This is a genomic window from Paenibacillus sp. J22FR21 (assembly GCF_056269135.1).
On the sequence record NZ_JBWDNJ010000006.1, the window covers coordinates 440383 to 453821 of the forward strand.

Here is a 13439-nt window from a genome sequence, read left to right on the forward strand (position 1 = left end):
CGGCTGCTTTTCCTGCATAGGTGCGGGAAGGGCAACCGTTTTTGTTTTGTTTATTTGATCTGCCCAGACTGTAGATGACTCCTTGCTTCTAGAAATGGAAAGCGTGCTTGACATTCCGTACATCGCACCCTATACTCCCCTTATGGGAAGCTAGCTTTCCATAAGGAGGATGAACGCATTGAACAACCGTTTAGAAGAAATTCGCAAGCAACGCGGAATTAAACAAGAAGAATTAGCAACGGCTCTTGAAGTTTCTAGACAAACGATTGGTTCGCTGGAAAACGGGCGTTATAATCCCTCCATTCTTTTAGCGTTCAAGATTGCTCGTTTTTTCGGTATGCGCATCGAAGAAATCTTTATTTATGAGGAGGATGAACTTGTATGAATAAAACGATTTCGTATTATTTTCTGACCGTTGCAGGCATAGGACTACTGGCAGTTGGTGTGTATTTCATCAAAACCATGGAAGATCCACAAGGTTTGCTGCGAGCGTTGCCTTATATCTGCGTCGGGCTTGGCTGCGGCCTATTCGGTCATGCTATGGGAGAAATAATCCTCCGAAGCGCTATGAAGAAGAATCCCGCCGCAGCAAAGCAGCTGGAGATTGATCAGAACGATGAGCGTAACTTAGCCATCGCTAATCGGGCAAAGGCGAAAGCCTATGACATGATGGTTTTTGTGCTTGGCGCTTTAATTACATCCTTTGCTTTGATGGGTATCGATTTAATCATGGTCGTGCTATTAGTTGTTGCTTATATGGTTATTCTTGGTTATAACTCTTATTACCGTTACAAGTACTTTAAAGAAATGTAGTGAACGGTTTACGGCTCATAAATATAGACGAATACTCGCTTATGCTGACCGCTGATTTGACTTAGAATTACCATATATAAGATTGAAAAAGGCTGTGATTGTATTGTTAATCAAAAGAGACAAATGGTTGCAATATCGCCTCCTTCGCATTCGCCCTTCTCTCGCCGGACGGTTGCCGGAAACACAGTTGCTGAAGAAGAACGCTTTATCGAAGATGCTGCTTCACTATCGCAGCGTCGTACTGAAACCTCGCGACGGGAGTTATGGCAGGGATATCGTGTTCATTAAACGGAACGGCGTGAACACCTATCGTATGCAAAACGAGAAGAATGCGGTCACCATGAGAGGCACCGATAAGTTACTCCAATGGCTCCGTCAAAGAAACAGAGCTCGCGGATATATTGTCCAAAGGCGTCTGCAGCTTGCTCAAATTCAGCACAAGCCATTCGACCTTCGAATCATGGCCCAGCGAACAAAAGGCTCTTCTTCCCCTTGGCAAATAACCGGCTCCTACGCGAAAGTGGCGGCGCAAGGATATTTGGTCACGAATGTGACCAGTCGCACCATTCCGGTGCTTCAGGCGCTTAAATTAGCCCGAATCGGAGATCGGCGCATGCTGGCCAAAGCGGAACGGATCGCACTATTGGCTGCCAAACGATTGGGGGAGCGTTACCCTGAGCTTAGACAAGTCGGGTTCGATATAGGCATCGACCGGAACCGCCGGATTTGGATTATTGAAGGCAATTATCAACCGGATTTGCGCCCTTTCCGGCTCTTGAAAGATACCTCGATGCTTCGCCGAATATTATGGTATAAGAACCATTAAAGCGAACAAGACGACTAGCCATTAAACTTCGGCTAGTCGTCTTGTCATGTTTGCTACCTATTTTGGAGTATGCAGCTTTGGTAGTTACTTACGTCTTCTGGCACTTACAACGCGCGTCACTTGGAACCGATTTGCCCCTACCTGTATAATGGCGAAATCGCTGAAAGAAGTACCGGAAGAAGTATAAGGTTGCGCATCAATATTTCCACTCGGCGTGATAACCGTTGCGGTGATTCTAGTCAACAAACAGACACCACGGCTGGAAGCTCTCCAAGTCGTATTACTCGCAACCCTATAATTGTCGTCACTACAAAAGATGGATGCATATTCAACCTTACCAAACGCAGTATACGAAGTGGAGTTATAAATCTGAACTGGGTCATACCCGATGGATCCTCTATTTCCCATCCTCAAAACCTCCCTTATGATTGAGATTATTTATTAAATGCATCTCTATCATTTTGGTAAGGTATAAATGTGGACAAGAATTAAAAAGTGCGTTTGCCCATACGATTGCGTCTCGGCTGACAAACCTATTTAAACGTGCTAGCATGTTATTAAATAATCGGCAGATTACTATGCGAGCATGGAGGGATATGGGGTCGATGATAGAGAACCGTCGCCTGAAAGTCATTATGGAAGTTCAACAGCAGATGCTGCTGTCTAACTTTGATTTAAAGCTATTTATGAATACAATATGCGATCGGATGTGCCTATTAACAGAAGCCGACGGTTCTACCATCGAGATGCTGGCGGGAGACGAAATGGTGTATGCTGCCGTCAGCGGTACTTTGCAGCCTCATATTGGCATTCGACTGAATAAGAACGGCAGTTTGTCGGGATTGTGCGTAACGAAGAAAGATATTCTGTATTCCCCGGATACGCAGCAGGATGATCGCGTCAACAAGGAAGCGTGTATGAAAGTCGGCGCGCGAAGCATGGTCTGCGTTCCCTTGTTTGAATCCAGCAACGCTGTCGGTGTGTTGAAAGTCATCTCCGGCCGACCTGATGCTTTCTCGAGCCGCCATATCGAGACGCTGCAATTGTTATCGCTCGCTCTGGGTTCCGAGCTGGGTAAACAAGTCAACTACGACGACAAAATTCGGATTCTGAATGATTACGAGCAATTATTGGTTCAATTAAGAGCCGAAATAGAAAGACGCGAGAAACTAGAGCACGAGCTTATTCAATTGACAGAGCGCGATATTCTGACGGGGTTACTTAATCGTAGAGGCTTTAGCGTTCGTATCCAAGGCTGGATGAATCGCGTCGGTCAAGAAGAAGGTTCATTCGGCGTGTTCTACCTCGATTTGAATAAATTCAAGCAGTGCAACGATACTTACGGTCATGAAGTCGGCGATCTCGTGCTTGTAGAATTCGCGAATCGCATCAAGCATGCCATTCGCGAATCCGATCTGGTCGCGCGCGTAGGCGGCGATGAGTTCGTGGTGGCGGTATGGCTGCAGAACGACTTTGATGGCTTGATGCAAGTTGCCAAACGGTTAATTGAGCAACTGGAGTCACCCATGCAGATTAAGGAGCTTCAACTCCCCATGACCACCAGCGTCGGCTGTACGTTATGGGCAGAGGGCAAGACGGAGCTCGACCTCATGCGTGCGGCGGACCAAGCGATGTATCTCGCCAAGTCGAGCGGCACCAATCGGATTGCGATTAATGGGGAACTCATCCCGTAACAAGTAACAAGCATCCACCTTGGGCCATCGGCGCATACAGTAACAGCGCAATTGCAATGATCCCGCCCGGACAGCCGGCCCCACATCAAAGCAAGAATACGCCATTGGTATCCTATACCCGTCTATTGGTTAATCGTGAGGAAATAACGATTAACCTTGTTCAGTTTCTCCTTATGCTTGCCTCGTGAACTCTCCATATTGCCAAACTCAAAGAATTTTACATTTTTAATGCCCACAAAGTTGAAGAGCGCTCTTCGCATTAATATTTTATGGGCGTTATGAAGCCAGATCATAGGATAAAAAGCCGGTCCTTTCATGGTGGAGATGCAAACGACCGACTTGCCTTTCAGAAGACCTTCCGGAAAAGCACCGCCTTTCTCCCTATAAGCAAATCCTGAAGCAAACATCTGATCGATATAGCCCAGAAGCAAAGCCGGGGGACGCCCCCACCAAATCGGATAGATGAGTACAATTTTGTCGGCCCAAAGAAGCTGCTCTCTATACACGGCATGATCCGGGTCCATGTGCATGTCTCTCCTGCGCTTATTCTCGTTAAAAATCAGAACCGGATTAAACCCTTCTTCGTACAAATCCAGTACCTTTACCTCTGCGATCCGACCATTCCCATTGCATCCGTTAACGACCTCCTGCAAAAAAGCATAACTCAGGCTCTGATGATTCGGGTGTGTAAAAATAACCAACGTTTTTATAAAGCTCACCTCTTACTTATCATTTGATAACAATAAAATAGCACATTGTTATTTTTGTTGTCAAATGATAATTGTTATTTGATAATCAGTTTGCTATTGTTTCTTAAAGAGGTGATTTGATGCTTACGAACGCGTTATTTCAAAAATTCGTTACCTTCATATCTGCCGTCCATCAAACGACGCATGAGATGACAAAGGACGCTCGATCTACTGAAATTACGGCCCTTCAATATAAAATTCTGGAGTACGTTGCCATTAATCAACCTGTCACTCTTAGCGAAGTCAGCGATTGCATGCATATGTCCATGCCAAACACCAGCCGAGAGCTAAGGAAACTAAGCGAAAAACAGCTTTGCCAAAAAGCTGCGGAAACAGAGGACAAGCGCAGACAGTCTATTCGGCTTTCCGAAAAAGGGGAAGCGTTAATGACATCGTCTTTTCAGGCCGCGGAAGCCCAATTTCTCAAACGAATTGAAACGGTTTCCGATCAAGAACGAAAGGACATTGAGCGCGCGCTCGATCTTCTGAGCTCTAAAGTTTTTTATTGATGAAAGTCGGTTCGCCTTGCGTCTTTCAGACCGTAACGAAAGAACCTCTCCGATACTTCTTCGAAGAGGTTCTTTCGTTTATATTCTTTACACAGGGTTCGCCTACTTATGACCCTTTGTTTGCACAAACGTAAAGTCTGGCATGATGTGGACGAAGTTCAACCGTTATATGCTCAGCATGAAACCCCAGCTCCTCATCCGTCCAGAAGTCGCGGATCCGACAAGGCTGAGGCAGGCTCACTTCCATGATAGCGGGGGTATCTTCCCGATTAAACACAGCAATCAATTGGCGGTGGCCAAGTTCGATTCTGCCGACCGTGAAGCTCGTGTCATCAAATTGCGCCGGAACGTTAGTCGGTTTGAGCAGCTTCCGAAGCCTTGCTTTTGTTTTCCCGGAATACGCCAACAAACTATCGCCTGATAGAACCATTCCTCCTGAGCAATAAATCGATGTCGCATGAAAGAGAAATTCATCATCCGATGGACCGATTTGCTCCGATGTTTTATTCTCAAGCAATACGCAATCCGGATCATTAACCCACAAGTAGTCATGCTGCCAACTCCGCCAGAAGATTTCCGCAGCATTCTTATTTATTGTATTCCATGTTCTTGAACAGTCGTCGGATACTCTCATGCCGTGAACTGCGCCAAGAGAAGGCCACATCGGCGCATTGCAACCGAGAATAAAACTATAGGCTCCTGCCCCTTCGAGCACAGCCTTCATCCCTTCGCGATAAGCCTCTACCCTTGTGGTATTAGGCTGATAATAAGTACCGCCATGGAGAGCGCCCCACATATTCGCATCTAATTTAAAATAGTTGCAGCCCCACTCTTCCCTCATCGTCTTAAATACATGCGTTAAGTAGTTCTGTGCATCCGGATGCGTGCCATCCAACATGTACCACGGGCCGTTGCGCCAGCCGCCAAAAGAAACTTCATCCGAAGGGAGCGGCTTCCCGCTTGCGTCTTTAATAAACCAATCCGGGTGACTCTTGAATAAGCTCGAATCCTTCTCCGCAATAAAGGGAGCAACCCAAATGAACGGCTCCAGCCCTTTGTCCAGAATTGAACGGCAAAGCTCCTTCATATTCGTAAAACCCGGGCCCGGAGTTAACCAGTCCCCCATGTAGGCTTGATACCCATCGTCAATTAAGACACACTTGAGTTCCGGATACTCGGTGGACATTACAGCCATATTGGCTTCAACATCCTCTTCTCTTACCTCAGTGCCATACCAATACCAGGAGCACCACCCCGTCGGTATTTCTTCCGTAGTTAAGAGGGGATGATGCGTACGAATAGCCTTGGCTGCTTGTTTGAATAGCGCATTCTGATTTGGGCCTTCGATTATAATGAAATCTTCCAGCTGCCATGTTTGACCCGCTTCCAAGCAAACGCCATCCGTTACGAGCACAATTTCAATTGTTCCTTGACCCAGACGAATTTCTCCGTTAAATCGGTGACAAGAGGTAAATGCCATAAGAATCGGATTGGCTTCCTTAGGCGAGAGTAATGCGAGATTGTAAACGGTTTGGAAGCCCTCAGCTTGCGGAATTTTGTAGTGATCATGATCACTATAACCCGTAATGGTACTAACGCTATTGATCGTACCGACGTATTGCGATAGCATGCTATAGCCTTCACCGTAGACAGTCGTATCTGCATCGAAAGGCAAATCCCTCTGAAAAAGTACAATCTCTCTAATGCAATAATCTTCAAGCCCGTGATTGATCACCTTGGAAGAGCAGCTGTCCCCATTCCACTCCGTCTGCAGCTGGACATTAGGAGGAGGGGCTTCATACCTTTCTCCCATCAGCCTAACTACACCATCCGCCTGGTTCAAATGAAATCTGTTTTCGCCCATTGTTCCATCCTCCGACATCAATTGGTAGCAGTAGTAATAAGGTTCGCGTTTAGGCAAAACAAAGAAGCCCACGAATGGATTTCGTGTAAATGAAAGTGGACATAACCTGTCATTTCATCCAGAAAAATCCCTCGTGAGCTGTTTTCATCTTAGCATACTTAAACGTGGTCAACCAGATTAAAGACCTGCCCTCAGGGGCAGGTCTTTGATCTCTATAGGTCTAGTCTGTTAGCCTTAAAAAGGCGTATATCCCGGGTAGTAGTAAATGGCATCGTCATATTCATCGTTTAGGTATTCTCTTCCGCCCCAGGCGATGACGAGGATTTTGTCGCCATCCATCTCACTTTCGAGATGCTCGGCATAGGGCTCGGAAATTCCGAGTGACCTCATCTTAGCACGAAGCTCGTCGCCGGTTGAGCGGAACACATTAGCAATCGCCGTGCCGACGCCCTCAACGCTTACGCCAATCTGCTCGGCATCCGTGTTCTCGGCGATTCTGGTCGTCCTGTCTTTGTCATGGGCCAATACGAAGATGTTGTTTGGATTGTAGCCTTCAGTGCGGAAGCGATTGACCTCTCGTTGAACCTCGTTCAAGTTGTCCACCGTGTGTACCTTCGTCGTCATCGTTTGAATTGTCATTGTAATTCCTCCTTGTTCATAAATGATTAGAATTGATTGAAGCTTGAGACTAGCAGTTTGTACCTAGACTCGTCGTCTTCCGAAAATCAATGAAACCAAGAACATAACCAGGAAGACTACGAATAAAATCTTCGCGATGCCGGCTAACGCTGATGCGATACCGAGAAAGCCGAATATGCCGGCGATGATTGCGAAGATGAAAAACACCATTGCCCATCCTAGCATAACAATCACCTCTTCTTCCAAATAACTTGTTTCCCTTGCTTGATACTGGATTAACCGGGTTGGTTAGAGTTGAAACAACCGCATGGCAAATAAGCCCACCATAACTGGTGTGCTTTACGGCTATTAATCGAAAGGATTTTTTCGAACCATTTTACAACGAAATTAGCTTGTTTCAGATCTGCCCAAGCTGTGTAAAAATGCTCACGGCTGAAATGCTTCACGCCATTCATCCAGCGAATCTACTATTGATAATCCCCATTTGACATACCACAACATGTCGGAAGCATACTTTCGAGCGGCATCATCATCTTCCAAGCGTGTCACCCAGCCTCCTATGCCCCACAAAGGTTGTCTAGCCATAGCTAACGGTAACGCAGCACGTTCATTGGCGGATAATGGAGTATCGAGTCCTTCGTTATAGGCTTGTAGAAGCTTACGAAATTGCATGAACCGATTTCTGTTATCTGGATGAAACAGTGTATATTTGGCATCTGTGAAATAGAACGTCAATGCTACATCATCAATGCGTGGACGCATTCCCATAAAGTCAAAATCCCCTACGAAAACAAGTCGGTCATCTTGAAAAAGCACGTTGTTATCCCAAAAATCGCCATGAACCAGTTGACATGGAAGGCGCTGCTCAAGTTTATCCAGACGCACTGCCAACTCTTCAGCCGTATCTGCAACCTGTCGTTCGTAATCGGTCATATTTGCCCAAGTACGCATGCGAGCAACCCCTTTACGGGTCATAGATAGAGCAGTTTCAGCTGCTATATGATTGGCGAAGGGTTTAAATCCAACATCATGATGCACAGACAAGGATGCGAAGATAGAATGAATACGACCTAATACAGGTAAACCTATCGTCAAATGCTCCCACGTATCCATTGTTTCATTATTGGGCACAAATTCCTCTGCTGTTATTAGACGGTCTCCCCATGCGCAATAGGTCCGACCATTACAAGTGGGTAATAATACAGCACTTGGCACCTTGCCTTGCAGCGCCGCCATAGCTTGATGTATCCCTTCTAATCGCTCCCTAGAAACGGATGGCAGATATATTCGTACAACATGAGGTTTTCCCCTGTGGGAAACCAACACATTCAAGTTGTATCCCCCACCAAGATCGGTAAATGAACTCGAAGTATCTAAGTCATAGACAGATTGGATATAGGCCAATAATTCTTGTGTAGGCTGCGCACGAATCCCCTGCCGAATCCCTTTCTCATTTGTCGAGAAGTCAATCGCATCATTCATCTGTCGTCGCCTCTTTTCGTATAACGTTGATATTGTATAGGGTACGATAGGATTATGAACTGAATATCTTGATTTGATGAAAGGCGGTCACGCTTGCATGTGGATGGAAATCGCAATAGCAATCATATTGATCGGTCTACTGCAGCGGATTGTTTCCTCGCTATCCATTAAATGGAGGAAATTTCTTATACAAAACTACGCTTTCTTATATAAAGAAAGATACCACCTGGCTGAATTCGCGATTACAAGCGAAAAGCGTTCGCCAAGACGATATCTTCTTCGCTTCCGTCGATGACCAAGGTAACATTTACATTTCCGATGCGACTCTTGTAAATCCTCCGCCTATTCGACATTAGTCGGTTGAAATCTAAAGCAACTTAATCAACCCTTCTAGCTCATCAACCAAACCTTTTGCAAGTTCAAAATTAGTCTCTTTTAAAGCCAATTCTATTTTCATTTCAACTGATCTCTTGTTTTGTTCCTTTTCCAGATAGTCTTTATCAAAATGACTGGCATAAATCATCTCTCTGAAATGGTGCATACTCATTTTTCTGATCTTCTTATCTTCAATGATTAACACATAATCCATGCCATTTACTACAGAATAGAAATCATGAGAAATCATGAGAATCGCACCTTGATAGTCTTCAATGGCTTTCTCCAGTGCTAGTTGCGTATAGGTGTCCAAATGGCTTGTCGGTTCATCAAGAAGCAATACGTTTGCTTTACTGGCAGAAACTTTAGCCAATTGAAGGATGTTTTTTTCTCCACCTGATAACGATTTTATCTTCTGACTGACGATTTCGCCTTCAAAACCATAGTCCAACAGATACGATCTAATGTCATCGTAGGTTTTAAACCCCGCATCGATAAATTCTTCCAGTATGGTATTAGAATCCTTTAGCATTTCACCTTGAATCTGAGATAAATAAGCCACTTTAGCATCAGCATTGATTTCAATTGAATCCTGACTATTGGTAAAGATATCTCGGAGTAAAGTCGTTTTCCCGGTACCGTTTGGACCAATAATGGCCACTTTATCCGTAGATTTGATCGCAAAGTTAACATTGTCTAGAAGCAACTCATCAAAGGCCGCACTGTAATTATGGACTTTGACAACAATGGTGTCTTCCAATTTATGATCCATACCAAAGCTGATATTCGGCTGCTTAATTTCAACGAATGGCGCTTTAATTCTACGCGCTTCCAATCTTTCTTGAAATCTAACTCGAGCTTTTAACGCTCTCCCTCTGGATGCTTCTGAATTATAAGTTGCAATAACTCTAAGATTATTAATGATGGTATCGTTTCTCTCAATCTCTTCCTGTTCAGCGACTGCGATTTCTTGCAACTCCACTTTTGTCTGAAGTAAGGAGAAGGTATATTCCAAATATCGCCCATCAAACTCTTGGATCTCCGTGTTTTCAAGGTGTATGATTTTGTTGAAACAATGATTCAATAGATAGCGGTTATGCGTAACAACCAGCAGCATTCCTTTGTGAGCATTTATCAGTTTTTTAAGCGCATTGAGGTTTTCGAAGTCTAGAAATACATCAGGTTCGTCCATAATCATCAAGTCAGGACGATTAAGCATTTCCTTCATCACTTGAATAAGTTTGAATTCCCCGCCGCTCAGATCGGATACCTTATGATCTTTCAGCTTCATCAGGTTTGCCAGATTTAATTTCTTATTAATGTTGCTTTCGTAATCTTCCCCGCCGATTGCATCAAATGCATCTAGAGCGGATTGATACTTTTCTAATAACGCATCCATATCCGAAGTCGTTTCCATTTCCGTACAAATAGCTGCAATTTCATTTTGGATCTTAATAAAGCGTTCCCCGATATAGTCAAAAACGGTTGTTTCTTTCGTGTTATCCAGTTCTGAGAACTGACTTACAAATCCAATTGTGCAATCGGGGTCCATCTCTAATTTGCCATCGAACAGATATCTTTCCGGATCCATCAGGATATCAATCAATGTGCTTTTCCCGCTGCCGCTTGTACCTATGAAAGCGCAATGTTGTGCCTCTTCAAGCGTAAACGAAATGTTGTTATATAGTTCTTTTTGCGGAAATGAGAAGGATAAGCGTTCAACTTTTATCATAGTGTTACCTTTCTTGATAACTAAATTTAGTTGTATTGGAAAACATAAATGATGAGTTTACCGTTGTAAGAGTAACACTGATTACAACCAACTTCAATCGGATTTGTATCCCATCCCTTGGGGTCAAAGCTCCATGTATATAGAGGCCGAAGTATATAAAGACAAAACCACTCCCGACAAGGAGTGGTTTCTTGGTTCTTATTCATCTGCCGTAATCGCAAAGCCGTATATATGAACTGCCCGACCTTGATCATTATATAGACGCAATGTATTGTTACCCGCTTGCATCCGGATGCGGATTTCACGCTGATCTTTAATATCCCAAGTCGGGAAACCCCAGCCTGCCGTATTGTGCAAATTTGTTCTGTACGTGTCGGCTCCTCCGTTCACTTCTATGCTGAGGTCTCTGCTTTCCCCTGCGCAGTAGTCGAAGCGCATTAAATAGTAGCCATCCTTAGGCAGCATAATGTGGTCAAACTTAAGCTCGCCTCCGTTACCAAGACCTGTAGCCTTCTCGCTGCCTGACGCATCCAGAACAAATTCTGCGCCACCGCTCAGGCTGCCTTTCCGGACAGGAACATATAATTCTTTCTGCGGTTTGTTATCGATAATATGGATTCTTTCCAAAGCGGGCACAGCTCCTGCAATACGTTCGATGAACAAAGCACTCTCGCCGTCAGCGAAGGGAAATACCACGTCTTTGGCAAGGAATATTTTATTAGAGCCGCTTTGTGGCATTTCCATTTCCACCTTGTTGATTCCGTCGCTTACACGCAGTGTCCAAGGCTCCTTTGCTGCATAGAACAGTCTTATTGTTTGGGGTGCGGCGGTTGTTTTTACTGAAAAAACAACACTGCCATTCAGCAATACGGCTTCCTGTTCATTCTCATAAACCACGGGCTCGCTTCCTTGCAGCGTTCGTGCCGCTTGCGCCCAATATTCCGTTCTTGCTTCGCTCATATAACCGGAAGCAATCCCTTTTGGCAATGGCAACATCTCTTTTGCGATATAAATGCCCGCACCGCCGCTTTTTAGAAGCGGAAGTTCTAACACCGAGTCGAAAGTCACTTTGCAGCGCCTTACTTTCATCATTTCGCCGCTGGAGTCATCCTCGTAAATTTCGGCCACGAACTCGCCTTCGGGCAGGAAATCCATTTGCAGACGCAAAATCATGGCTTCGTTCGTAATGCAGCCAATCAACCATTCTTCTTTCGAGCGGCGTAAAATGGCTGCATGATGACCCGGAAATCCGGACAGCACCTTTACTTCATCGTAAGCGGGCTTCATGCGGCGTAAAAAATCCGTCCCCCTCCACGCTTCTAGATAATAAATGGAAGCGGCAACGTGCGAAGCGCCTGATTCAAATACGACTGAAAGCGCCATTTGATGCGCTAACGTTGTATTTCGGTTCGTGTTCGAAAATCCGGTCGGCGTATAATCCATCGGACCGACCACATTGCGCGTAAACGGAACCGTACAATTATGTCGTGCGTCCGGCAAGCCGCTCCACATATAATGTTCAAGGCCCAAAATCCCTTCAGCCGTCATAAAATTCGGCCATGTGCGTCCTTCGCCCATGCATTTGGTTGCCCCATGGAAATTAATCATCAGCCGATGCTCGGTCATCATATCGGCAATCATCTCGTATTGCCACATCGTGTGCTGAGAATCGTTCTGGAAGAAGTCCACCTTGAGACCATCTACCCCGCAACTGGCCCACAGCGAAATTTTCTCCCGTGCCGTTTCAGGAGTATCGATATATTGCATGGCGCTCCACAGCCATACGACAATCCCTTTCGAATGGGCATAATCGCACAACTCTTTCAGCCACGTAATATCCCAGTCCGCATCCACGGTGAGCCCTTCGAATCCGATCCCTGCCGCAAAATCCACATAACGTTTCTGCTCCGTGTACAGCTGTGCGCTATTCATATATTCCCACCAAGCCCATAAACAACGCCCCGGTTTGATCCAGCTTGTATCTTCGATTACGGAAGGCGGATTCAAGTTATAGTTTATTGTCGTATTGACCAATTCGTTTAAATCGTCCGTCGCCACGATGACGCGCCAAGGAGAGGAGAACGGGAGTTTACAGGAAAGCGGCTTTCCCATTTCTTCCGGGGCGAACTCCAAAGACATGCTGCGGCCTCCGGCTCCGCGCAAGTGACTAGAACAATAGCTGCCGTTCGTGTTATACACCTGTGCTTCCGTAAGCATGACCCAACCGCCATTGTCGGCGTGGAATACGCTTGGCATTCCATAATCCCTGCCCGCTTTGTCTTCCCATCCGGTATGGTCATAGGTAGCTTCATAACTGCTTGTCAAATGCTGCAACCATAAATCGTCGTAGGCCTCTGCCAAATTGAAATTCGTTGCTTCGCGCATGACTTTCATAGGTTGTTCTACGTCGGACAGTACTTGATAGCGGAAAGCAGCACCATCTTCATAAGCACGCGCGCACAGTACGAACGTATACGCTCCACACTCAAACTCTAACGTCAGCTCATTCGCATAATTCGAATAAACTGCCTTTTTACCCGCTGGCAACGAATAGGTCTCGTCGATAACGGCACGTGTTTCCTTTATAAACCGAAAGGCTTTCGTGAAATTTTCCAAATCGCTTTCGAACCCGAGCTTGCTTTGCTCAATTACCGCTTTGCCATTGCGCTCGACCTCGTACCATAACTCTTTTTCTGAATTTTCAAAAATCGTTATGCAGACAGCATGATTAGGCGAATACAGTTTCCACATAGATA

12 protein-coding genes are annotated in these 13439 nt (G+C 45.3%); 5 read left to right on the top strand and 7 right to left on the bottom strand.

What is annotated here, in order from left to right:
- Positions 1-178: 178 nt before the first annotated feature.
- From AC0YNS_RS22885 to AC0YNS_RS22900, 4 genes are all read left to right on the top strand, one after another.
- Positions 179-385 (top strand): helix-turn-helix transcriptional regulator, encoded by a 207-nt coding sequence (locus AC0YNS_RS22885; protein WP_475783262.1) that lies wholly within the window; start codon positions 179-181, stop codon positions 383-385.
- The gene (locus AC0YNS_RS22890) at positions 382-813 is read left to right on the top strand and encodes a hypothetical protein (protein WP_475783263.1); all 432 of its coding nucleotides are present in this window, start codon (positions 382-384) and stop codon (positions 811-813) included. Before AC0YNS_RS22885 ends, AC0YNS_RS22890 begins: the two co-directional genes overlap by 4 nt.
- Positions 814-940: 127 nt before the next feature.
- Positions 941-1639 carry a YheC/YheD family protein gene (locus AC0YNS_RS22895; protein WP_475783264.1) on the top strand — a complete coding sequence of 233 codons (699 nt, stop codon included), beginning with the start codon at positions 941-943 and terminating at the stop codon, positions 1637-1639.
- Between the two features lie 605 nt (positions 1640-2244).
- Complete coding sequence (locus AC0YNS_RS22900) at positions 2245-3333, top strand: sensor domain-containing diguanylate cyclase (protein ID WP_475783265.1); 1089 nt, start codon at positions 2245-2247, stop codon at positions 3331-3333.
- Between the two features lie 122 nt (positions 3334-3455).
- On the opposite strand, the gene AC0YNS_RS22905 is transcribed toward AC0YNS_RS22900, so the two are convergent.
- Positions 3456-4043 (bottom strand): NAD(P)H-dependent oxidoreductase, encoded by a 588-nt coding sequence (locus AC0YNS_RS22905; RefSeq protein WP_475783333.1) that lies wholly within the window; start codon positions 4041-4043, stop codon positions 3456-3458.
- Positions 4044-4162: 119 nt separating this feature from the next.
- On the opposite strand from AC0YNS_RS22905, the gene AC0YNS_RS22910 reads away from it, so the two are divergent.
- Positions 4163-4591, top strand: a complete 429-nt coding sequence (locus tag AC0YNS_RS22910; protein WP_475783266.1) for a MarR family winged helix-turn-helix transcriptional regulator — start codon at positions 4163-4165, stop codon at positions 4589-4591.
- Positions 4592-4697: 106 nt separating this feature from the next.
- Here AC0YNS_RS22910 and AC0YNS_RS22915 read toward each other — a convergent pair whose 3' ends face one another.
- The 6 genes from AC0YNS_RS22915 to AC0YNS_RS22940 all read right to left on the bottom strand — a co-directional run bounded on the left by AC0YNS_RS22915 (position 4698) and on the right by AC0YNS_RS22940 (position 13434).
- On the bottom strand, positions 4698-6455 hold the full coding sequence (locus AC0YNS_RS22915) for a glycoside hydrolase family 36 protein (RefSeq protein WP_475783267.1): 1758 nt from the start codon (positions 6453-6455) through the stop codon (positions 4698-4700).
- 234 nt (positions 6456-6689) lie between these two features.
- Positions 6690-7094 carry a YflT domain-containing protein gene (locus AC0YNS_RS22920; protein ID WP_475783268.1) on the bottom strand — a complete coding sequence of 135 codons (405 nt, stop codon included), beginning with the start codon at positions 7092-7094 and terminating at the stop codon, positions 6690-6692.
- Positions 7095-7157: 63 nt separating this feature from the next.
- A complete protein-coding gene (locus tag AC0YNS_RS22925; RefSeq protein ID WP_475783269.1) occupies positions 7158-7319 on the bottom strand; it encodes a DUF1328 domain-containing protein in 162 nt (53 codons plus the stop codon).
- A gap of 201 nt (positions 7320-7520) precedes the next feature.
- Positions 7521-8576: a phosphotransferase enzyme family protein gene (locus AC0YNS_RS22930; protein WP_475783270.1), complete on the bottom strand. Its 1056-nt coding sequence runs from the start codon at positions 8574-8576 to the stop codon at positions 7521-7523.
- Between the two features lie 367 nt (positions 8577-8943).
- Positions 8944-10683 (bottom strand): ABC-F family ATP-binding cassette domain-containing protein, encoded by a 1740-nt coding sequence (locus tag AC0YNS_RS22935; RefSeq protein ID WP_475783271.1) that lies wholly within the window; start codon positions 10681-10683, stop codon positions 8944-8946.
- Positions 10684-10881: 198 nt separating this feature from the next.
- Positions 10882-13434 carry a glycoside hydrolase family 97 N-terminal domain-containing protein gene (locus AC0YNS_RS22940; protein ID WP_475783272.1) on the bottom strand — a complete coding sequence of 851 codons (2553 nt, stop codon included), beginning with the start codon at positions 13432-13434 and terminating at the stop codon, positions 10882-10884.
- Between the last annotated feature and the right edge of the window lie 5 nt (positions 13435-13439).

What these genes read in the sequence shown, in the direction of transcription:
- AC0YNS_RS22890 (WP_475783263.1), top strand. Translation starts at nt 382, where the DNA reads ATGAATAAAACGATTTCGTATTATTTTCTGACCGTTGCAGGCATAGGA.
- AC0YNS_RS22900 (WP_475783265.1), top strand. Translation starts at nt 2,245, where the DNA reads ATGATAGAGAACCGTCGCCTGAAAGTCATTATGGAAGTTCAACAGCAG.
- AC0YNS_RS22910 (WP_475783266.1), top strand. Translation starts at nt 4,163, where the DNA reads ATGCTTACGAACGCGTTATTTCAAAAATTCGTTACCTTCATATCTGCC.
- AC0YNS_RS22915 (WP_475783267.1), bottom strand. Translation starts at nt 6,455, where the DNA reads ATGGGCGAAAACAGATTTCATTTGAACCAGGCGGATGGTGTAGTTAGG.
- AC0YNS_RS22920 (WP_475783268.1), bottom strand. Translation starts at nt 7,094, where the DNA reads ATGACAATTCAAACGATGACGACGAAGGTACACACGGTGGACAACTTG.
- AC0YNS_RS22925 (WP_475783269.1), bottom strand. Translation starts at nt 7,319, where the DNA reads ATGCTAGGATGGGCAATGGTGTTTTTCATCTTCGCAATCATCGCCGGC.
- AC0YNS_RS22930 (WP_475783270.1), bottom strand. Translation starts at nt 8,576, where the DNA reads ATGAATGATGCGATTGACTTCTCGACAAATGAGAAAGGGATTCGGCAG.
- AC0YNS_RS22935 (WP_475783271.1), bottom strand. Translation starts at nt 10,683, where the DNA reads ATGATAAAAGTTGAACGCTTATCCTTCTCATTTCCGCAAAAAGAACTA.
- AC0YNS_RS22940 (WP_475783272.1), bottom strand. Translation starts at nt 13,434, where the DNA reads ATGTGGAAACTGTATTCGCCTAATCATGCTGTCTGCATAACGATTTTT.